General features: G+C 28.2%; 18 protein-coding genes. All 18 read left to right on the top strand.

The window, feature by feature from the left end:
- The first annotated feature begins 98 nt into the window (after nucleotides 1–98).
- The 18 genes from MBORA_RS01620 to MBORA_RS01540 all read left to right on the top strand — a co-directional run bounded on the left by MBORA_RS01620 (nucleotide 99) and on the right by MBORA_RS01540 (nucleotide 22,295).
- Nucleotides 99–1,322, top strand: coding sequence for an FprA family A-type flavoprotein (locus MBORA_RS01620; protein WP_042694381.1), 1,224 nt, complete (start codon nucleotides 99–101; stop codon nucleotides 1,320–1,322).
- A 93-nt stretch (nucleotides 1,323–1,415) separates the two neighbouring features.
- Nucleotides 1,416–1,925 carry a flavodoxin gene (locus tag MBORA_RS01615; protein WP_042694384.1) on the top strand — a complete coding sequence of 170 codons (510 nt, stop codon included), beginning with the start codon at nucleotides 1,416–1,418 and terminating at the stop codon, nucleotides 1,923–1,925.
- Nucleotides 1,918–2,100, top strand: coding sequence for a cupin domain-containing protein (locus MBORA_RS10940; RefSeq protein ID WP_197017443.1), 183 nt, complete (start codon nucleotides 1,918–1,920; stop codon nucleotides 2,098–2,100). Before MBORA_RS01615 ends, MBORA_RS10940 begins: the two co-directional genes overlap by 8 nt.
- Before the next feature lie 272 nt (nucleotides 2,101–2,372).
- Entirely contained in the window at nucleotides 2,373–3,017 is a 645-nt protein-coding gene (locus MBORA_RS01605) for a hypothetical protein (protein ID WP_042694385.1), read from the top strand.
- 4 nt (nucleotides 3,018–3,021) lie between these two features.
- Nucleotides 3,022–3,867 (top strand): pantoate kinase, encoded by an 846-nt coding sequence (locus tag MBORA_RS01600; RefSeq protein WP_042694460.1) that lies wholly within the window; start codon nucleotides 3,022–3,024, stop codon nucleotides 3,865–3,867.
- Complete coding sequence (locus tag MBORA_RS01595) at nucleotides 3,860–4,381, top strand: class I SAM-dependent methyltransferase (RefSeq protein WP_042694386.1); 522 nt, start codon at nucleotides 3,860–3,862, stop codon at nucleotides 4,379–4,381. Before MBORA_RS01600 ends, MBORA_RS01595 begins: the two co-directional genes overlap by 8 nt.
- 173 nt (nucleotides 4,382–4,554) lie before the next feature.
- Entirely contained in the window at nucleotides 4,555–7,425 is a 2,871-nt protein-coding gene (locus MBORA_RS01590; RefSeq protein WP_063720141.1) for a DUF3344 domain-containing protein, read from the top strand.
- 168 nt (nucleotides 7,426–7,593) lie between these two features.
- Nucleotides 7,594–12,672, top strand: coding sequence for a cobaltochelatase subunit CobN (locus tag MBORA_RS01585; protein ID WP_063720140.1), 5,079 nt, complete (start codon nucleotides 7,594–7,596; stop codon nucleotides 12,670–12,672).
- 99 nt (nucleotides 12,673–12,771) lie between these two features.
- Complete coding sequence (locus MBORA_RS01580; RefSeq protein ID WP_042694388.1) at nucleotides 12,772–13,479, top strand: DUF2162 domain-containing protein; 708 nt, start codon at nucleotides 12,772–12,774, stop codon at nucleotides 13,477–13,479.
- 8 nt (nucleotides 13,480–13,487) lie between these two features.
- Nucleotides 13,488–14,129, top strand: a complete 642-nt coding sequence (locus MBORA_RS01575) for a MotA/TolQ/ExbB proton channel family protein (protein WP_042694390.1) — start codon at nucleotides 13,488–13,490, stop codon at nucleotides 14,127–14,129.
- Nucleotides 14,130–14,285: 156 nt separating this feature from the next.
- Nucleotides 14,286–15,080: a 2-amino-3,7-dideoxy-D-threo-hept-6-ulosonate synthase gene (locus tag MBORA_RS01570; protein ID WP_081738412.1), complete on the top strand. Its 795-nt coding sequence runs from the start codon at nucleotides 14,286–14,288 to the stop codon at nucleotides 15,078–15,080.
- 9 nt (nucleotides 15,081–15,089) lie between these two features.
- The gene (locus MBORA_RS01565; protein WP_081738409.1) at nucleotides 15,090–16,217 is read left to right on the top strand and encodes a 3-dehydroquinate synthase II; all 1,128 of its coding nucleotides are present in this window, start codon (nucleotides 15,090–15,092) and stop codon (nucleotides 16,215–16,217) included.
- An 8-nt stretch (nucleotides 16,218–16,225) separates the two neighbouring features.
- On the top strand, nucleotides 16,226–16,783 hold the full coding sequence (thpR, locus tag MBORA_RS01560; RefSeq protein ID WP_052331854.1) for an RNA 2',3'-cyclic phosphodiesterase: 558 nt from the start codon (nucleotides 16,226–16,228) through the stop codon (nucleotides 16,781–16,783).
- Nucleotides 16,784–16,787: 4 nt separating this feature from the next.
- Complete coding sequence (gene cca, locus MBORA_RS01555; protein ID WP_042694394.1) at nucleotides 16,788–18,158, top strand: CCA tRNA nucleotidyltransferase; 1,371 nt, start codon at nucleotides 16,788–16,790, stop codon at nucleotides 18,156–18,158.
- A gap of 375 nt (nucleotides 18,159–18,533) precedes the next feature.
- The gene (locus MBORA_RS01550) at nucleotides 18,534–19,085 is read left to right on the top strand and encodes a DUF2284 domain-containing protein (RefSeq protein WP_063720139.1); all 552 of its coding nucleotides are present in this window, start codon (nucleotides 18,534–18,536) and stop codon (nucleotides 19,083–19,085) included.
- A 10-nt stretch (nucleotides 19,086–19,095) separates the two neighbouring features.
- On the top strand, nucleotides 19,096–19,776 hold the full coding sequence (gene npdG, locus MBORA_RS01545) for an NADPH-dependent F420 reductase (RefSeq protein WP_063720138.1): 681 nt from the start codon (nucleotides 19,096–19,098) through the stop codon (nucleotides 19,774–19,776).
- Between the two features lie 221 nt (nucleotides 19,777–19,997).
- Complete coding sequence (locus MBORA_RS11280) at nucleotides 19,998–20,120, top strand: hypothetical protein (protein ID WP_261795650.1); 123 nt, start codon at nucleotides 19,998–20,000, stop codon at nucleotides 20,118–20,120.
- Between the two features lie 222 nt (nucleotides 20,121–20,342).
- On the top strand, nucleotides 20,343–22,295 hold the full coding sequence (locus MBORA_RS01540; protein ID WP_063720137.1) for an Ig-like domain-containing protein: 1,953 nt from the start codon (nucleotides 20,343–20,345) through the stop codon (nucleotides 22,293–22,295).
- Nucleotides 22,296–22,417: the final 122 nt, after the last annotated feature.

The following is a 22,417-nucleotide window of genomic DNA, read 5'->3' as shown; positions in this document are numbered from 1 at the left end:
ATTCCATTGTTTTATAATTTTTAAACAAATTTTAAATATCATATGAATTAAATATCTAATTAGCTTATATAATTAAGTTTAAATTTTGAGGTTATAAAATGAAAGCTAAGGCGTTTAAAATAGCTGAAGGAGTATATTGGGTGGGTGTTCTCCATTGGAATGGAAGAACTTTTCATGGATATAGTATTCCCGGAACTACCTACAATGCTTATTTAGTATTTGGTGAAGAAAAAACTGTATTAATTGATAATGTATATAGAAATTTATCTGATCAATTATATGCAAGAATTGAAGATGCATTTGCACAAGAAGGAAAAGAAATTCAAATCGATGTATTTGTTCAAAACCATTCTGAAATGGATCATTCTACTTATTTGCATGAAACTATTGAAAAATATAATCCTAAAGCAGAAATCTATGCGTCTGCAAATTGTGCAAAGTTCTTAGAACAACAATATCATAATTTTTCAGATTTAAAGATTAATACTGTTGCTACTGGTGATGAAATTGATATTGGTGGTAGAACATTATCTTTTATTTCAGCTCCAATGTTGCATTGGCCAGACAGCATGTTTACATTTTTAGTTGAAGATGGAATTTTATTCTCTAATGATGCATTTGGTCAACATGTATGTTACTCTGAGAGATATGATGAAGATTATTCATTAGATATTTTAGGATGGGAGGCTCAAAAATATTATGCAAACTTAGTTACCTTAGGTTCTCCAATGGCTAGGATGAAATTGCAAGAATTAACAGATAATGGTATTGTGGAGCAAATTAAAATGATTGCTCCTTGCCACGGTCAAATTTGGAAAAATCCAGGTTATATTTTAGATTTATATACTAAATGGGCTTCAGGTGTATGTAAGGATAAAATTACTGTTATTTTTGATACAATGCACCATTCAACTGAAAAGTTAGCGTTCCAAATAGCTGAAGGTATTATGAGTGAAGGTGTTGAAGTAGTTATGTATTCTATGGAAACTGATGGACCTGATGATGTTATTACAGATATTTTAGAAAGTAAAGCTATTGCTATTGGTGCTCCTACAATGATGAATAAACCTTTCCCTCGTATTGGTAGTATGATGTATTGGTTAGATTGTGTTAATTTTGCAGTAACCAATAGTGTTAAAAATGCTTTAATATTTTCATCTAAAGGTTGGGGTGGGGGAGCTGTTGCAAAACTCCAAAAAAACTTAGAAGAAGCTGGATTTAATGTCACTGATTCATTAGACATATTTTTTGTTCCTGATGAGGATGTTTTAACTGAAGCATTTGAAAAAGGTGCCCAATTAGCTCGTTCTATTAAAGAATGATTTAATTCATTCTTTTTTTTAATTTAATTGTTGTAAATAACAACATTTATATATTTCTTTTATATTAATTAAATTAAATAAGGAGTTAATAAAATGTCAAATACATTAATAATTTATTTTTCTCGTAGTGGTGAAAACTATTTTGGTGGGGTACTAAAAAACATTGAAAAAGGAAATACTGAAGTAATAGCAGAATATATTCAAGAACTCACTGATGCAGATTTATTTAAAGTAGAAACAGTTATTCCATATCCAGATAGCTATATGGAGTGTATTGATGTTGCTAAAAAAGAACAAGAAGCTGCAGTACGTCCCCAAATTAAAGAAACATTAAAAGATATTGCTCAGTATGATACAATTTATATTGGTTTTCCTAATTGGTGGGGAACCTTACCTATGGCTATGTGGACACAGCTAGAACAATTAGATTTTAATGGAAAATATGTAAAAGCATTTGTAACTCACGAAGGATCTGGCTTTGGGAAAAGTGAAAAAGATCTTAAAAAATTATGTAAAGGAGCAAATATTAAAAAAGGACTTTCAATCCCCGGTGCTGAAGTTAATGAGTTTAAGCAAAGGGTTGAAATGTGGGTTGATGAGTAATGTTATTTGGAAAAAGGTGAAAAATCCCTTTGGACAATTCTTTATAGGTCAAAGCTATTTAAATATATTAGCACAACAAGGAGAAGTATTAGTAGCTAATGTAACTTTTGAAGCAGGTTGTAGAATAACTGGCATATTCACCACGCTGATGAGTGTGGTCAAATTTTACTTTTAACATTTGTGAAGGATGGTATCCGAATTTGGTAAGGATGCAAGAAAATTAACTCCGGAGGTGTTGTTATAATTCCTGCTAATGTTAAGCATTGGCATGGAGCTACTAAATCCTTTGAATTTACACATATAGCTATTGAAGTTCCTGATAAATACTGATAATTAATGGCTAGAAAAAGTTAGTGATGAAATTATATGTCATTATAGCTTTTATTTTTTTTAAATAGAAATCTTTTAATATTTTACTGCTTTATATTATATTAAGTAGGTGTTAGTTTGATAAGTACTAATGAAGCTTTAGAGATTTCTAAAAAAATAGAATTTTCTAATATTGACATTAAAAAAACTATTGAAAAATCATCAGATGCTGGTTATTTAGGTGAAAAACATTTTTATTGTACTGTAATGGGTGAAGGGGGTTTTACTCACAGTGTTCCTGAGATATTGGGAAATAGATATGGTACAATTGAATTAGGTAATATGTATTATGATGTTTTATCGAAAGCATTAGATAATGAGGGAATTTACATCTCGCTTGCCTATTGTAATAGTAGTTTAGAAATTCCAGAAGAAATATGTAGTGAAATTTATGAATATGATGATTATGAATCGACTGAAGATTACTCTTGTTTATTAAATTATGCTCTTATAACCTCAGTTTGTCCTAAAATTTTCAGAATTTATGAGGAAGAAGGAATTGCAGGTCATTCTAGAACTGAAGATATTGGGATAGTTACTAAAATAATAGATAAAAAATATAAAACTTATTTTGCTGTTAGATCAACAGATTTATGTACTTCTAATTTACGTGTTTTTCTTTTGAATAATAAACATGAAAAAGAACATCCATTATCATTTGAAAATCCTATTAACAGAATGTTAATAGAGATGATGATGGATGTAATCGTTTTTAATGAATGATACTATGAAAAGTTCTGTTTTTGTTCCAGCACACATTACTGGCTTTTTTACAATAGAAGATCACTACATTGATTTAAAAAAAGGTTCTCTTGGAGCAGGTTTTTTAATTAATAAGGGTGTTAAAACCACTATCGAATATTGTAATCATCTAGAAATTAATATTAGTCAAGGTAATGACCTAATTATTAAAGAGATACTTAAAATATTTGAAGTTAAATCTCCTTTAAGAATTACACAAGATATTCAGCTTCCTATTGGTGCAGGTTTTGGAACTTCTGCTGCTTCTGCTTTAAGTTTGTCATTAGCACTTAACGAATTTTTAAATTTGGGTTATTCAATTGAAACCTGCGGTCAGATTGCTCATAAAGTAGAAATTAGCCTTGGTGGCGGGTTAGGAGATGTTATTGCCCAAACTGGAAAAGGACTTGTTTTAAGAACATTGCCTGGAGCACCGGGTATTGGTGAAATTAAAAGTTTTAATGAAGATGTTTATGTAGCATGTAAAAGCTTTGGAGATATATCAACAAATAACATCATTACAAATCCAAATTATAAGAAAATTATATCTGAAAATGGTAAAGATTATGTAGATTTATTTAGAAAAGATTCTAGTTTAGATAACTTTTTAAAATTTTCATATGAATTTTCTAAAAAAACTAATTTAATTACAAATGAAGTAAAATCCATGATTGATTATATTGATTCTAGCTGTGATATTTTAGGTTCTTCAATGGCGATGCTTGGAAATACATTATTTACTTTTTCAAAAAACAAAGAAGATTTAGAAAAACTTAAAATTGACTGGACATATGTAGGTAAACTTAACAATAAAGGTATTATTTATGATTAAACTTAGTTATGATGTTTTAAAGTACAGAAATCAAATATTATCATTAGCACGAGATGAGGATGTTATAGTTGAACTTGGATGTCATGTTGGAAATACAACTAAATTAATCTTAGACAACTTCAAGGATGTTAAAGTTATTGCCCTTGATAATTCTCCCGAATCACTAAATGCAATGAACAATTTAGACTGTACATTCATCAAAGGTGATGTTCGACTTCATGATGTTTTAGAAAGTGTTTTTAAAATAATTCAAAAATGTGATATATTAGCTATTGATTTAGGTGGGGGATATCATCCGGACACTGTTTTTAAAGTATTTTATATTTGGTCATCTACTTTTAAACCTAAACACACTTTAATTAGAAACAGAGGATTAGTGGAATTTTCTAATTCAGCTACTTCAAGTGAAGATTATAACTCAAAAAGTGGTTATTTAGAATCTTATGCTGATTCAGGAATACCTCCGCAAATTAAAGAATTCGATTTATGGACACCAAATTTGTCTAATAAATAAAAAGTAATAATTTTTTCTATTTTTTTAACTATTCAGTAATAAGAAAACGTTTATTAGTATTATAGTATAAATTATATATTAGGTGTTTTATTATTCTTATTTTTATTCAACACATTTAATTTTTCTTGAATAAAATTAATTAAATAAGGCATACTAATTAAAAGGATGATTAAATGAAGAATAAATCGATTATATATATAATTTGTTTAAGTTTCATTATTGTACTTTCAATAGGCTGTGTATCTGCTAATGATTCTATTAATGATACTCTTTCGTCTGATTTAGATGATTCATCTGAAATTTTAAGTGGTAATAACAATAACAATATGAAAACCATAGATTCGGGTTCGGTTTCTGGTGGTGTTGTGTTAATTGACCAACATAGCTGGACTGAACACTCTGAAATTACATATGATGTTCCATCTAATGCAAAAATTGTATCAGCAAATTTATATGCAAATGTCTATTCGGGTAGTGCTCAATCTAATTATGGGGCACATGCAGATATTAAGTTCAATGGTGAATTGCTTTTTAGTGAAGATTTAATTTCTAATAGCGGTAGTACTGATGGTACTGTTTATATAATTAATAATCATACAACAAAGGTGTACTCTGATTATGAAATGTACTATAATTTAACTGATATGTTAAAAAATTTTAATGGCACTTCATTAAAATTTGAATTAGACACCTCTGAACTTGATGATTATGATTTTGATGGTAGAATTAAATGGTTGGCATTAATTATTGCTTATGATGATGGTGACTCTGATGTTATTCATTATTGGATTAATTCAGGCCAAACATATACAAAAAATAATTTAACCACATCTTTTGCCACAAGTAATATTGAAAACAAATTCAATAAAGCTATTTTAAGAAATGTTATTCTTTCAAGTACTGATGCAACATATAAGTTCAATAATGAAGTTTTAATTGGTGATGTTGTAAGTGGGCCGTATTATAAATATCATGAATGGGATGCTTCTGATATGTATATTCCAGGTCAAGATTCAATAGTTTTTTATAAAGCAGGTGTTGGAGGATATGGTGCATCTTTAAAAAATGTTTTATCTTTGTTAACTCTTGAAAAAAATAATGGTGTTATTGTTTCCGAAGTGGCTACCGAATATACTGGTGGTGATGGAGCTTGTTATGCTGGTGTTAATAATACCATTACTGCTAATATTGATGTTAATAAAAATGGTAGTTATACTATTGAATTATTAGTTGATGGTAAAGTTGTTGCAACTAATGAAGTTGATTTGTATAGTAATATGTCTAGTGTGACCATTGTTGATCCTACAATTCGCCCAATTAATGAGACAACTGTTAACGGTGCTAATAATACAAAAGTCAATTATACAGTAAATATTTATGAAAATGGTATTTTAATTGGTTACGGTTCCATTAAAGTTCCTGTTTTATATAATGGGTATTTAGGTAAAGACTTGGCTTATCCTGGGGGAGGTTTAGAATTTAGTTTTAATAAACTGATTACAGGTGATGTTAATATAAACATTAATGGTTCTTATTTTGATGGTATTTCTGAGGGTGGAAATACAATATTTAATTTACACTTGCCTGAAAATGCCACAATTACTGATGTATTCTTATATATTTCATATAATTGGGATAAAACACCAATTGACACCAATGATGGTTTTCCAGCATTTAATTTAACATTTAATAATGTTGATATTAATGATCGTTTTGTTGGCCGTTATCGTGATCAATCAAATCTTGGTGTATGGGGTCAATTCCGTTATGGTATTATTATTTATAATGTTACAGATTTGATTAATGTTGGTAATAATACTCTTGTTTTAAATAAATCTTCTGGTTTGACTGCATTTTATCCATCCACTTTAATTACACTTTATAACTTAACCAATAGTAATACTTTAAAATTAATTTCAATTGGAAATGGTGCTGATTTACTTGCATACAATATAGGTAATGTTGCAAAAAGACCTGTAAATTCTACAAATGTAATTAGTATTGCAGATGTTAATTTTGAAAAAGCAATGTGGTATGCATTTGCTAGTTGTGCAAATAAAAATAAAGGAAGTTTAAAATTTAATGGCAGATTTTATGAAAATGTTTGGAATGGAAGCAGCTCTAAAACAACTAAATGTTTCATTGGGGATGTGACTGATATTATTGATTCAACTAACAAAGTTAGTTTTATTTCAACAAGAGGCACTATCTTAGCATTACAACAAATGATTGTTTTAACAATTGCTCCTAAAATAAACACTTCATTAATAGCTGATGATATTACTATGAATTGTGGTGAAAACAAAGTATATTCTGTTACATTGAAGGATTCTAATGGTACTCCATTGGTTAATAAAGTTATTTCAATTTTAGTTAATGGCATATCTTCAAACTTTACTACTGATAGTGATGGAAAAGTTATATTAAATCTAAAAGACTTTAAAGTTGGTAGATATATTATTGAAGTTTCTTATGATGGTTCAATTAATTATAATCCTCAAAGTATTGTAAATAATATTATTGTTAAATCACTAGCTAAATTAACAAACAATAAAGATATTTCAATGTATTTTGGTGCTGGTAAATATTATCAAGTAAGACTATTTGGAGATGATGGAAAAGTTCTTTCAAATAAATTTGTTAAATTTACTATTGGTAAAATATCAAAAAATGTTAAAACAGATAAAAACGGATATGCTAAGTTTAAAGTCGATTTAAAGCCAGGAACCTATAAAATCAAAGCTACTTATGAAAAATTAAGTGTTAAAAATAGTATTAAGGTAAAACCAGTCTTAACAGCTAAAAACATATCAAAGAAAAAATCAAAAGTAACTATGTTTTCTGCTAAATTAGTTAATTCTAAAGGTAAAGTTGTTAAAGGTAAAAAAATTACTTTTAAAATCAAAGGTAAAACCTATAAAGTAAAAACCAATAATAAAGGAATAGCTACTCTAAAAATTAAAAACTTAAAAGTTGGTAAATACATAATAAAATCCATTTATGGTAAATCAACTATTAAAAATACAATTAAAATTAGAAAATAGAAGTTATTTAACTTCTATTATTTTTTTATACAGTAATACTTTTTTTTAATATATTTTTGTTTAGTAATACTTTAAATATATTTATTAATTATTTTAATTAAATAGGTAATTAGGTAATATTATTCAATTTTTGAATTTATTATCTTAATTAATTGGGAGATTAATTAAATGCGAAAATTAAAAAATAGGAAATTATCAATATTTTTGATTTTTTTGATATTTGTAGTATCATTTTCAATATCTACAACATTTGCTGAAGATTTAAATGAAACAAATATTACAAAGAACGATTTTGAAATTTCTGAAATTGAAAGATGTGATAACTCTAATTGTGATTTAACTTTAAATGATAATACTGGTGTAGTTAGTAGTCATAATCCTAAACCTAAAACAATATTTTTAGTTAGTGATTCTCCAGGAACTAATATCCTTGATGCTGCTTCTCGTGAGTTAATTGATAGTGGTTTGAATAATGTTAATTTAATTGTTAGGAGCGGTAATCAAGTTAAAATCATGTCTGAAGGCGAATTATATGGATTAGTTAATCAATCAGATGCTTTTATTGGGGAATGGGTTAGTACGGATGTTGATTCTGTTTTAACTAGTCTTCTTGTAAAATATCCTAATTTGTCTAAAAAAGAATTATTTTTAATTCTTGAACCTCCTTCAGGTAAAATATCATCTACTTCAACATCTATTGGTTTAATCAGAAATAATACGATAGCTAATGTAAGAATATTCGATGGTTTTACTAATAATGAATTAATTAACTATTTTACTATCACTAAACGTGGAAATTCATATGATTTAATCTATGATTTCTTAACAAATGGTGATGGTGTAAGATTTAATCCAATATTCAATAAATTAGTTCTTTATAAAGATGTTCATAATAAAGATAATTTAAAAAATCAAATATTATATATATTGAATATTTTAGGTGTGGATATTAGTTATGAAGAGCCAGATTACACAAATGATCGTGAATATGGTATTTATCGTGATGACTGGTATTCTTTAGAGGAATATATTGCTAAATTTTTTGATCCATCAAAGAATCGTACAATTGGAATATTAGAAAGTACTATGTACATTAGATCTCATCAATTAAATACTTGTTATGCTATAATTGATTCACTTGAATCTAAAGGTTATAATATTATTCCAGTTTTTGCTGCAGGGGGTAAAAAAGAACAATTAACTGTAATGGTAGACTCTTTTACAAATGCCCCAAATATTAATGCATTTTTAAAAAATTCAAGTAATTATGATATTTATGTTGATGCAATTGTGTCGATGGTTGCTTATGGTGTTGGAGGTGAATTCTTTGCAAACACTACACATTTCTTTGAAAAAGCAGGCGTTCCTGTTTTTAGAGCAGTTCACTCAGATTATGTTTCTAATGAAAATTGGGAGTTAGGTTCTTCTGGACTAACTACAACAATGAGTGATAAATGGTGGCATGTAACAATTGCCGAAACACAAGGTATTTTTGATGCAACATTTGTTGGAGGAATTTATAATTTAATATCTAATTATACTGGGGCATGTGTTAATGATTTTCTTCCATTTATGAAAAATATTGATTTATTAACTGACAGGATTGATTCTTGGGTTGATTTAAGATATTTAAGTAATGATGAGAAAGTTTTATCAATTGTATACTATAATTACCCTCCAGGTAAACAAAATATTGGTTCAAGTTATTTAGATTCAATAGTAAGTATTTACAATTTACTTTATACTTTAAAAAGTGCTGGTTATAATGTTGGGGAATTACCAACTAATGTATCAACATTAGAGGATATGATGATTAGATGCGGTATTAATGTAGCTAATTGGGCTCCAGGGGAGCTTGAAAAACTAGCTAATCAACCGGGCATAACTCTTTTACCAGTTAATGAATATGTAAATTGGTATAACTCTTTAGATGACATTGTTAAATTACAAGTATCTGAAGGGCCTGTTGCATATATTGCAGAGCTTACAAAAAGAGCTGTTGAGCTTAATTATACTTTAACTATTGGAAAATCAATTGATGACTGGTACAATCAAATAGTTGCACTTTTACCTGAAAATAAAACTGCAAGTGGCGTTAATGTTTTAAAAAATATTGTAGATAGTTTAAAAAAATATGTAAACAGTGGACTAAAAAAGGATTACGATGTCTTTTTAGGGCATTATGATGAATTTAAATCACTTAATATTTCAGGATTAAATGGTTGGGGAGAAGCACCAGGTAATGTTATGACGGTTAATAAGGATGGTGAAAACTATTTTGTTATTCCAGGTTTAACTTTTGGTAATATATTTGTAGCCCCCGAACCTCAAAGAGGATGGGAAGCTGATATTGAAAATCTTTATCATTGTACAGCCGTTGCACCTACTCATCAATACTTAGCAGCATTTTATTATATGCAAAAATATTATTCAAATGCAATGGTTTTTGTTGGAAGACATGGAACTCATGAATGGTTACCTGGTAAAGAAATTTTACTTTCTTACAATGATTATGGTTCTATTGTTGTTGGGGATGTTCCACAGTTATATTTCTATATTACTGATGGTTTAGGAGAAGCACTTCAGGCGAAAAGAAGAGGTTTTGCAGTGTTGATTTCTCATTTAACTTCACCCATGGCCTACACTCACTTATATGGCAATTTAACTGTTGCAGCAAATATTGTGAATGAGTATGAAAACACATTTAATGAGGCATTAAAAGAAGTTTTAGCCAATGATTTAAGAGATTTGATTATTAAAAACTTATATTATCCTGCTTTTGGTTTATCTTTAAATAAATTTAATAATTTAAGTAATGATGATGTAATTAAAGGTACAATTACATTCCTTAAGGATATACAGAATACTCTTCATCCATTGGGTCTTCATGCAATAGGAGAACCTTGGAATGATGAGGATGTTGCAAATACCGTTTCAGCTATGATTTCACATGATTTTGACATGGATAATAATGCAGGAAGAACAAATCTTTTTAAAGCTCTTTCAAATCATTATTACTCAAAAAATTATATTGACTTATCTCCATTAGAGAGGGAATTTATTTTAAATAAATCACATGATATTTGTAAAGCTTTAGTTTATGCTGATGCCAGTGTTATATATCGAGTGTTAGATATAGATTCTGCCGAGTTGTTTGCTTGCCTTAATCTTGCTAAATTTTATATTAATCTAATTGATGAAAGTATTTCAAGTGAGTTAAATTCTTTTATCAATGGTTTAAATGGTAAGTATATTCAAGTTGGTGGTGGTGGAGATTTAATAGCTACACCAAGTATTCTTCCAACTGGAGATAATATGTTTCAAGATCAATCTGCTGAGCTTCCAACTATGGCCGCATATAATTATGCAAAGATTCTTGCATTATTAACATTAAGTGATCTTGATGATGAAACAGAAAAAATAATCATGGGTATCTGGTGTGTTGAAACTGCAAGAGATAATGGTACTTTAGTATCTGTTGTTTTATATTTACTTGGTATGAAACCAAAATGGCATAATTCATCATCTGCAGGTGTTGATGATGAGGGATATGTAACTGGTATGAAAGTAGAAGCTTTTCCTGAAGTTGTTCCTTTAAATGATTTGGTAAGACCTGTTGGATGGGCACATAGAAGGATTGATGTATCTGTAGTTACAAGTGGTTTATTTAGAGATTTGTTTTCTTATCAGGCTATTCTTTTAGATAATGCTTATAGAATGACATTAGCTAGGTCATATTTATCTATTATTAAAAATTCAACTTTAATGAATAGTGAATATGGTTCTAAACTTAAAAATGCTTTAACATATGTAATGGAAGGAATCAACTATCAAGGAGCATCTTCTGAGCCTTTAAAATATAATTATGTTGCAAAACATTGGATTGAAGATTGTTTATTTTATTTAAGTATAGGTTATAATGAAAGCTATGCAGGTGAATGTGCAATTACTCGTATATTTGCACCTCCAAATGGAGATTATGGTGCTGGAATATCTAAATTAGTATCTATGTCATGGACATGGAATAATACTGATGAATTAGCTAATTTCTATTTAGGAAGAATGGGTAATATGTATTCTAGAAATTATTGGGGAGATACAAATCCTTTAGTATTTTTAAGAGCACTATCTAATGCAGATACAATTGTTGTTAGTCGCAACACCAATCAATATGGTGTCTTAGATAATGATGACTTCTTTGATTATTGGGGAGGTCTTTCAATGACAGTAGCTAATATATCTGGTAAAACTCCTAAAATGAACGTGTTGATGTATGCTGATACTTCAAATCCTTATATTGCATCACTTGAAAATGTATTGAATAAAGAAATATCCGCAAGATATGATAATCCAGAATGGATTAAAGGTATGATGAAAGAAGGGTATAGTGGAGCTCGTTATATTTCAAATAAATTTGTAACCAATTTGTTTGGTTGGCAAGTTACAAGACCTTCAGCAGTACCCAATGATTTGTGGAATAAGATTTATGATACTTACTATAAGGATAAATATGGTTTAGGCGTTAAAAAATGGCTGCAATCAGGAAACAATGCTTATTCTCTTATTTCCATGAGTGGAACAATGTTAACTGCAATATCAGAAGGATATTGGAAAACAGATGAAGCTACAATAAGAGATATTGCAAATACTTGGGCTCAAGCAACTGTTCAAAATGGAGTTGCATGTTGTGATTGTAGTTGTGGTAATATTGCAATGATGCAGTGGGCTATAAATTATGTTAATCCTGATATGCTTGCAAAATTGCTACCAAAACTTTATGAAGCTACTAAAAATCCAGTATTTTTAAATGCTTCAACAAATCCAACAAATCCTAATACAAATAATCCAAAGGATCCATCAACTCCTAATCCACAAGATGGTTCTAATGCAACAACTACTTACAAATCAAATCATGCATCTTCTAGTGATAAACAAAATTCTGGTTCAGGTGATATATCTAATTCTAATTTAGGCGTTGGTGTTGATGTAGCATCTGATTCAGCAGCATCTAATGGTGCAAGTGTTGGAGATGATGGTAGTGAGTCACAAGATGGTAAAAAAGCTAGTGAACTAAATCCAGTTGTTTCAAAATCAGCTTCTGAAACTGGTCTATCAATTTTAGCAGTATTAGGAGTTTTATGCTTAGTATTAATCATTGGGGTTGGTTATATTAGAGGAAGGTCTAATAATGAAAATTCTGATGAGGAGTTTGAGTTTGACTTCGATTCAATTTTTGATGAGTTATAAAAATGTTGAATATTGTTTCAACATTTTTTTTATTTATTTAAGCTTTGAAAAGAGTAAATAAAATATTGTTTTGAAAGCTTATATGAAAGGAGGAATTATATGGATGTTATTAGTGCATTATGGCAGTTAGGAATACTTGCTGCAGTATTGATATTTGGTGTGAAATTAGGTCTTGCAACAGGGCTAGCTAATTTCTCTAAAAAATATTTAGCAGTGGTATCTGTTGGTTATGGAGGGGGAGTTTTAGTTTTAGCTTGGATTTCCTCATATTTTACAAATGAAATTACAGAATTTATTTATGCTCATAATTTTGAATTTTTTTTAATCATGGCGGTTATAATGATTTTAGCAGGTATTTTTACAATTAGGGAATATAAAGTTCATGAAAGAAATACCTCAGCAGCAACTTGTATGGCAATTGTTGCACCGTGTCCATGTTGTTTTGGTTCAATTATTATAAGTATTTTACTTGTTGCTCCAACGGTTGGTCTTGGAGCAATTAATTTAAGTGTTTATGTTGCAGCAGCATTGGTTATAACGATTATTGTAACTTATTTTGCATCAAATTATTTTGTAAAATTAATAAATAAACCTTATCCAATTGTTTTAGGTAATTTTATGTTCTTTTTAGGGATATATTTCTTATTATCTTCACTATTTCTTCCAAATATTGCAGAAATGCTTTCAAATACAATGGATCCAATGACAATATCATCAATTAATACTTTAATTGTACTTGTTGTTGTGTTTGTAGTGTTATTAATAATAGGTTTAATTTATTCAAAAAGAAACAGTCATTTATATTAGGTGATATCATGGTTACGACAATTTCAGGAAGTGAATTTTTATCTTCAGCTTTAAATGCAATCTCACAGGGTTTGCAAATCCCAGTAATTATATTTTTATTAATATTTGCAGTATTTGTAATATTGGCCTTAGGAGGCTTTATATCAGAGTATACTTCACGCATGAAAGTTTCAATGGATTTAATTGAAAAATTGGTTTTTAAAATTACAAATGCAAAAGATTTAGATGAAGTAAGTAATATTATAAAAACTGTTAAAATTCCTAAATCTCAAAAAATGGTTTTAATGAAGGTCATAAGAGCAGGCAGTTTAACTAAAAATGCAAGAATTTCATTATCTCGTAAATTAATTGAAAATGAAGAAAATATTTTCAACAAATCAATTGAAAGAACAGACGTTGTTACTCGTATTGGACCTACTTTAGGTTTAATGGGAACGTTAATTCCAATGGGTCCAGGTTTGGCTGCTTTAGGTGCTGGCGATGTAAATACATTAGCTAATGCGATAATTGTTGCTTTTGACACTACTGTTGTAGGTATTGGTGCTGGAGCAGTAGCTTATTTTGTATCTAAAATTAGGCGTCGATGGTATGAGGAGTATTTATCCAATTTAGAAGTTTTGGTCGATGCAGTCTTAGATAAAATAGATTAAAGCTAATTGAAAATTATCTATTTTTTTTTAAAAATTTTATTAGTTTTTTATTTTTTTTAAATTTTCGGACTGATTTTTATTCATTTTTCAATATACATTAATATTATATACTCTTAATAAGAAAAATATAATTCATAGGTTTTAATGAGGATAATTATAATGATAGGAAAAAAGATTCGTTTAGAAAGAATCATTAACAGAAATACTGGTAGAACTGTAATCGCTCCTATGGATCATGGTGTTTCAAGTGGTCCTATTAAAGGAATAATAAATATGGATGAAACTGTTGAAAGTATTTCTCAAGGTGGAGCAGATGCAATTTTAATGCATAAGGGAATAGTACAACAAGGTCACAGAGGATATGGTGAAGATTTAGGTCTTATTGTGCATTTATCTGCTAGTACTTCCCTTGCACCAGATCCAAATGATAAAGTAACTGTAACTACTGTTGAAAAAGCCATTCAATTAGGTGCAGATGCTGTTTCTGTTCATGTGAATTTAGGTAGTGAAACAGAAAGTCAAATGTTAAAGGAATTAGGTGAAATCTCAGAAACATGTGATTTCTGGGGAATTCCACTTTTAGCTATGATGTACCCTCGTGGACAAAAGGTTGATGATGAAAATGATGTGGAATTTGTAAAACATGCTGCACGTGTAGGTTCTGAATTAGGAGTCGACATTGTAAAAACCAATTATACTGGAGATCCAGATTCATTTAGGGAAGTCGTTGAAGGAGCTCTTGTTCCAGTTGTAATTGCTGGAGGTCCTAAGGTAGAAACTGATGAAGAATTATTAGAAATGGTTAAAGATTCTTTAAGTGTTGGTGGTGCAGGTGTTGCATTTGGACGTAATCTTTTCCAAGCTGAAAATCCAGGAAAAATTACAAGAGCAATTTCAGAAGTTGTTCATCATGATTTAGATGTTGATGAAGCATTAGAATTTTTAAAATAAGGTGATTTCTTGCAAAACAAATTTGCTTGGATTAAAACTCCTAATGAAGAGTGGGATAATAGAAAAGAAATGATTACCACTGCATTAGAATCAGGTATTAATTATGTTCTTGATTTTAACGACCATGATAAAATTAGAAAATTAGGTAATGTTAATATAATTGCTAATAATGATGATGCAGATATATATCTTGTAGGTATTAATAGTGAAGGAGATGGATCTTTAAAATTAAAACAAGATAGTGAATCTAAAGATTTAATTGAAGCTAAAAAAGCAAAAAGTGAAGGAAAAACTGTTTGTGCTTATGTTAAAATTATAGATAAAGCTCATGAACAATTAGCTGTTAAATTAGGTCGTGTTGTTGATTATATAATACTTGTTGGAACTGATTGGACTATTATTCCTCTTGAAAATATTATTGCAGATTTACAAAAAGAAGATGTAAATATTATAGCAGAAGTATTGGATTTAAATGGAGCAAAAGTAGCACTTGAAACATTAGAACATGGGACTGATGGAGTAATATTTGAAGCAAATGATTTTAATAAAACTAAAAAAATAGCTCAAGAAGTTATTGAAGCATCAAAAATTAAATATGAACTAAAAGAAGCAACCATAACAAATGTAAAATCACTTGGAAGTGGAGATAGGGTATGTGTAGATACAACTGATATGATGAGGTCAGGTGAAGGAATGCTTGTTGGTTCTTATTCTAAAGCAATGTTTTTAATTCATTCAGAATCATTAAAAAGCGAATATGTAGCTTCAAGACCATTTAGAGTAAATGCAGGTCCGGTTCAAGCATATGTAATGTGTCCTCAAAATAAAACAAGATATTTATCAGAACTTGTTGCTGGAGATGAAGTATTAATTGTAAATACAAAAGGTGAAACAAGAACTGCATATGTAGGAAGAAGCAAAATTGAGAGAAGACCATTAATCTTAATTGAAGCAAAATATGAAGGAACAATCATTAGAACTATCCTTCAAAACGCAGAAACAATTAGAATAGTTGATGCAAATAATAACCCATTATCAGTAGCTAATGTGAAAATAGGTGATAAAGTTAAAGTATATATTGAAAGCAATGCACGTCATTTTGGGATAGCTATTGATGAGACAATTATTGAACAATGAGTGATTTGATGCCTGAAATTAGAGCTTTTTTAGCTATTGATATAGATGACAAAATAAAACCTAAATTAAATGAAATATTAAAAGAATTTAAAAAAATAGATGCAAATATCAAGTTTGTAGATTTACTTAATATGCATTTAACCTTAAAATTCTTTGGGGACATTGATTTAGATGGAATTAGCCCTTTAACTGAGAAAATAACTAGTGCTTTAGAGGATTTTTCACCTTTTAATATTAATATTAAAGGATGTGGTGCTTTTCCAAATATCAATCATATTAATGTTATTTGGGTAGGAATTGAAGACGATAAAGTTATTAAAGAATTACATGACCGACTAGATGATGAATTTGCAAAATTGGGCTTTGATAGAGACAAAAAATTCTCATCCCATTTAACAATTGGGCGTATGAAATCAGCTAAAGAAAAATCAATAGTCAAATCAACAATAGAATCGTTAAATGATGTTGAAATTGCTTCTATGTCTGTAAAAAAAATCACCCTCAAAAAAAGCACATTAACCCCTAAAGGTCCGATTTATGAAGATATAAAAGAATTTATTTTGTGATTCTATGGATTATAATTTTATTTTAGATAATATTAGGCCTACTAAAGAGGAAAACGATGCAGTTAATGCAATCTATTCAAAACTAAGCAATTTTATTGATGAATGTTGTTTAAAAGAAAATATTAACGCTAAAACAACATTAGTTGGTTCTCTAGCTAAAGGAACTTACCTTAGGGGAAAATCTGATATTGATATTTTTATATCTTTTCCATTAGGTACTGATGAAGCATATCTTAAAAAAACAGGTCTTTACTTAGGCCATAAATGTAATGATTACTTTAATGGAGTAGCTATTGAACACTATGCATCTCATCCTTATGTTACCTGTGCTATTGATGGTTATGAAGTTGATTTTGTCCCATGTTATGAAATTGATGATGGAAGCCAATTAAAAACAGCAGTAGATAGAACTATTTTACATACTAAATTTGTTAAAAATAATTTATCTGAAAGTCAAAAAGATGAAGTTCTACTCTTAAAGAGATTCATGGACATGACTGGAACTTATGGGTCAGAATTTAAAGTAGGAGGATTTGCAGGCTACTTATGTGAATTATTGATCATTAAATATGGAACTTTTGAGGAATGCTTAAAAAAAGCAAGTATGTGGAAATTTGGGCATGTAATTGATTTGAAAAATTATAATACTTCTAATTTATTTAACGATCCATTAATTGTAATAGATCCAACAGATATGAATCGTAATGTCGGAGCAGCTTTAAGATTAGATAAAATGGCAGAATTTATTCAGTCTGCACGTAATTATTTAGCTTCAGATAATAAAAAAGATTATTTTTATCCATATGTTAAAAATATTTCAAAACAATCTGTTTTAGATGAATTTAAAAGCAGAAATTCACAAATAATAGCTATTAAGTTTGAAATTCCTGAGATTCCTCTTGATACTTTACATCCTCAACTTAAAAAAACAACAGACTCCTTAGCAGAAAAATTAAATAGAGAGGAATTTTTAGTATTTAAGGCTGATTATTTTACTGATGAAAAGACTTATGCAATATTAATTTTTGAAATGCTTGTTAGTCAATTAAATAATGTTAAAATCCATTATGGACCTAAAATATTTTATAAAAAAGCATGTGAAAATTTTATAAAGAAGTATGGTGTTGATAAATGTTATACTAAAGATGATTTTTTAGTTTTAAACATTGAACGGGAGTTTAAAACAGCTATTGGATTTATTGACTATGTCTTTACAAAAAATCATATTTCATTAATAAAAGTAGGTAAAAACCTTACTAAAAGCATTGTTGAAACTTATGAAATTATGAACTTAGAAGAATTAAATTTTGATTTGAAATTTTTAATCTTTTTAGATGAATTTTTAAATCCTAATCAAAAAATCATGAGATCTTAAATGAATGAAGTCATTGATTTAATTGTAAATCATCCTAAAAGTAATTTGAGTATTTATCAGTTCCAGTTATCATAAGTAGTTTGTTTATGATGTTTAATAATAATTCTAGGAATGGAAAAATGTATAAGTTTACTTGCATTTACAATAATTAGATTTTTTATTGCAGAAATTTTCTTTGCAATACTATCTGGTTTTATTCTTAAATGGTTAGATATGGAATTTATTCTGATTTAGTTGTTGGAATGACATTAAGCTCACTATTTGCATTTCTTTTTATTAATTATTATCTCAAAAGAAATAGGGCTTATTTTAATTAAATAAATATTGTTCTTTGATTTAGAAAATTTTATAAAGTTTCATAATAAATTTATAAACATGAAAGGGATAACTAAACTCATGGCTGATGTTGACGTTAATGAATATTTTGATGAATATGTGGATATTGGTAAATTTCATAAACTCTGCGAAGAATGTGAAAATTATGAGCTAAATTGGAGTTGTCCCCCATTTGATTTCGATATTGAGGAATATTGGAAAACTTATGAAAGATTTAAAATTATTGCTTTTAAAGTTGAATTTGATGAAGAAGAGTTGTCACAAACTTTCACTCCGCCTCAATTAGATTTGGTTTTAACTAGAATTGAGCGTATTAAAGGAAGATTAATGAATGATATTTATTCCCAAGAAGATGAAGATTCAATTGGATTATATTTAGGACGTTGTAATTTATGTATGAGGTGTACAAGAGAATTTGGCATGCCATGTAAAATGCCCGTTAAAATGAGATATTCTCCTGAGTCATTAGGAGCGAATATAGATAGAACCATTGAAGATTTCTTTGATTCTAAGGTAGTATATGCTGAAAATGGTAAATTACCACAGTATATGTTTTTTGTTGGTGGAATTTTATATAAAAAAATAAAGTAGGTGTTTTAAAATGATTGTAAGTGTAATTGGTGGGACCGGACCACAAGGTCTTGGAATTGGTGAACGTTTAGCTATTGCTGGTGTAGATGTTATTATAGGCTCAAGAAAAGAAAAAAAAGCTTTAGATATTGTTGCTAAAGCAAAAGAAGAATTAGCTGACTATGATTTGTCTAATATGTGTGGAATGGCAAATGAGGATGCAGCTCGTGAAGGTGATGTATTGATTATTACAGTACCATTAACCGCACAAAAGCCAACATTAGAAGGAATTAAAGAGTTCTGTAAAGATAAAATAGTAATGGATGCAACTGTTCCTCTTGAAACAGCTGTTGGTGGGAAACCTTTTAGATTCATTGATTTAATGGAAGGATCTGCTGCTGAGAGAACTGCAAAGATATTGGAAGGAACTGGAGCAAAAGTAATTTGTGCATTTTGTAATATTTCAAACTCTCACTTATCAAATATTCCAGAGGAAATTGATTGTGATTGTTTAATTGCAGGTGATGATGTAGACTCTAAAAAAGTAGCTACTGATATTATTAATAAAATACCTGGTGTTAAAACAATTGATTGTGGTATTTTAGAAAAAGCTAGAATTATTGAAAAAATTACTCCATTGCTAATTGGATTAAATATTAAATATAAATCCCATTATGGTGGATTAAGAATAACAGGTATTAATTTCGATTAAATACCTTTGTTCTGTTTTAATAATCATTTTATACAATTAAATGATTTTTTTTTAAATGTTCAAGATATGTCAAAAGTTTATATTAGTTATATAAAAACATTGGGACAATCCTAAAAGAATAAATAATTTTTTATAAAAAAACTAATTCTAGTGAAAACATTTTAATATAAATATTATTATAATTTATTCATTTGTTTATTCTAGATATTAACTATTTAATCATGATTTTGATTGGAATAATAAATGATAACTATGAAAATGGTGCTACTCATGGAATAGTTTTAAGTATTATTGTTGATGCAATTTACATCATTTTTTATAATAAAAATTATAAAATATTATAAATTTTATTGTTTTATATGTCATGTTGTTTTAAATTAATAATAAAATTTATACTTTTCATTATTTTTTCTAATTTTATAATTATTTATTTAAATAATTTATAGTATTTTGCTTATTATAATATTTTTTGTTTATTTAATTGATACAATTCTATTAAAAATGGGAGACAAATTATATATATTCTATAAATCTTAATATTAATTATAACTTAAAGGAGGTAAGTTATGAAAATAAAATATATTAGTATCTTTTTCATAGTATTCATTTGCTTATTCATATCAATAAGTGCTGTTTCAGCTTTAGATTTGAATTCTAGTGAAAAAATCATGGATAATAGAAATGAACATGATTTTACATGGTTGAAAAACCAAATAGATTTGAACGATTCTGTCGATTTAGGTGGAGCTACTGTTAAATATAATAATGCTACGGATTCTAGTTTAAAAAATGGGATTATTATTAAAAAAAATATTAATATATCTAATGGTTTTTTAGATGGAAATGATAAATCAAGAATATTTAATGTAACCAATACTGGAAATCTTGTTTTAAATAATGTTATATTAAAAAATGGACATGCTCATGATGGTGGAGCTATTTATAACTCTGGTATTGTTTATGTAAATGGTGATTTTATCAATAATTATGTAGACAATTTTGCTGGTGCAATCTATAATGATGGAGGTAATATTACTATTGACGGTGATTTTATTAATAACACTGCTTTTTATAGTTATGGTGCAATCTATAGTAATGGAGGTTATATTACTATCAATGGTGATTTTATTAATAACACTGCAATTACTAATTCTGTTGGCGCTATATGTGCCGATAGTTGTAATGTGAATGTTATTGGTGATTTTATAGGTAATGTTGCTGGACATTATGGGGCAATTTATATTGAAAGATGTAATTTGTCAATTAAAGGTAATTTTATAAGAAACAATGTAACATGGAATGGTGGTGTTGGCTATATTTCTAAAACTAATGCTACTATGATAGGTGATTTTATTAATAATACAGCTGGAATGATGTTTAGTCTGTTTATTAATGAAATTGGAAGTAATACAACAATTATTGGTAATTTTATGAATAATACAGCGGAACGGTTTGGTATTGCTAATAAAGGTTATATAAATGTTAAAGGTAATTTTACTAATAATATTGCTGATTATGGTGGTGCTTTGTTTAATGCTGGGAATTGTAGTATTGTAGGTAATTTTACTAATAATATTGCTGATTATGGTGGTGCTTTGTTTAATGCTGGGAATTGTAGTATTGTAGGTAATTTTACTAATAATATTGCTGATTATGGTGGTGCTTTGTATAATTCTGGGAATATGGTTATTCAAGGTGATTTTATTAATAATACTGCTTTTAAATATGGTGGTGCTTTGTATAATTCTGGGAATATGGTTATTCAAGGTGATTTTATTAATAATACAGCTAATGAATATGGTGGTGCAATATTTGTGGATGGTAATTTAAATTGTTCTTACGGAATATTTTACAGAAATTTTGCAAATAACACAAACAGCACAGTATTTATTTATTCTGGTAATGTAGATTTATCTTATAATTTTTGGGGATGTAATAATCCTAATTTTACAGATTTAATTAATTCTAGTAATAATTATACAATGGATAATTTTTTCCAAGTATTATTAAAATGTGATGTAATGAACAGCACTTTAACGATTGGTGATGAATTACATTATTATGTAGATTTAAAATTAAATACTAGTGGCCCGTTTGATTTAGGAAAATTATCTCCAATAAATGTGAATTTAAGAGATAATGTGAATGCTATTTTAGATGAATTTATAGTACAAAATAACACTGCACCAAATTCAAGAAATACTACTGTTAATAATAATCTAAATTATTATAATTTATATTTCTATGATAATTTATTAGATGTTTTGATTTATAAAACAAAAATACGTTCTTTAGTTAGTGTTAATGTTGAAAATGGTTTTTATAATACTACTTTAGAAGCTAATATTACTTTGTGTGATGTTAATGGCAATAATTTGACTGATGATGTGATAGTTACTATTAATGGTGTTAATTACACAGTTAATGTAGTTAACGGTCATGCTTATTTCAATATTAGTGGTTTAGATTCAGGTAATTATTCTGTTGCTGTCATTTATAATGGTAATGGGAATATATAGTTTTTCTCTAAAAATTTTTACCATATAGGTTTAGCCAATTTTCATAAAATGATTTGAAGCCAATAATTTCATAAAATTTATCTTTAAATAAGTTAATTAACTGATTTTCGGTTGTATAATAT

This window comes from Methanobrevibacter oralis, assembly GCF_001639275.1.
GTDB classification, from domain to species: domain Archaea; phylum Methanobacteriota; class Methanobacteria; order Methanobacteriales; family Methanobacteriaceae; genus Methanocatella; species Methanocatella oralis.
This window is presented reverse-complemented; position numbering and strand designations above follow the sequence as displayed.

Coding starts and splice junctions, on each gene's coding strand:
- MBORA_RS01620 (WP_042694381.1), top strand. CDS start 99: ATGAAAGCTAAGGCGTTTAAAATAGCTGAAGGAGTATATTGGGTGGGT.
- MBORA_RS01615 (WP_042694384.1), top strand. CDS start 1,416: ATGTCAAATACATTAATAATTTATTTTTCTCGTAGTGGTGAAAACTAT.
- MBORA_RS10940 (WP_197017443.1), top strand. CDS start 1,918: ATGAGTAATGTTATTTGGAAAAAGGTGAAAAATCCCTTTGGACAATTC.
- MBORA_RS01600 (WP_042694460.1), top strand. CDS start 3,022: ATGAAAAGTTCTGTTTTTGTTCCAGCACACATTACTGGCTTTTTTACA.
- MBORA_RS01595 (WP_042694386.1), top strand. CDS start 3,860: ATGATTAAACTTAGTTATGATGTTTTAAAGTACAGAAATCAAATATTA.
- MBORA_RS01590 (WP_063720141.1), top strand. CDS start 4,555: ATGAAGAATAAATCGATTATATATATAATTTGTTTAAGTTTCATTATT.
- MBORA_RS01585 (WP_063720140.1), top strand. CDS start 7,594: ATGCGAAAATTAAAAAATAGGAAATTATCAATATTTTTGATTTTTTTG.
- MBORA_RS01580 (WP_042694388.1), top strand. CDS start 12,772: ATGGATGTTATTAGTGCATTATGGCAGTTAGGAATACTTGCTGCAGTA.
- MBORA_RS01575 (WP_042694390.1), top strand. CDS start 13,488: ATGGTTACGACAATTTCAGGAAGTGAATTTTTATCTTCAGCTTTAAAT.
- thpR (WP_052331854.1), top strand. CDS start 16,226: ATGCCTGAAATTAGAGCTTTTTTAGCTATTGATATAGATGACAAAATA.
- cca (WP_042694394.1), top strand. CDS start 16,788: ATGGATTATAATTTTATTTTAGATAATATTAGGCCTACTAAAGAGGAA.
- MBORA_RS01550 (WP_063720139.1), top strand. CDS start 18,534: ATGAAAGGGATAACTAAACTCATGGCTGATGTTGACGTTAATGAATAT.
- npdG (WP_063720138.1), top strand. CDS start 19,096: ATGATTGTAAGTGTAATTGGTGGGACCGGACCACAAGGTCTTGGAATT.
- MBORA_RS11280 (WP_261795650.1), top strand. CDS start 19,998: ATGATTTTGATTGGAATAATAAATGATAACTATGAAAATGGTGCTACT.
- MBORA_RS01540 (WP_063720137.1), top strand. CDS start 20,343: ATGAAAATAAAATATATTAGTATCTTTTTCATAGTATTCATTTGCTTA.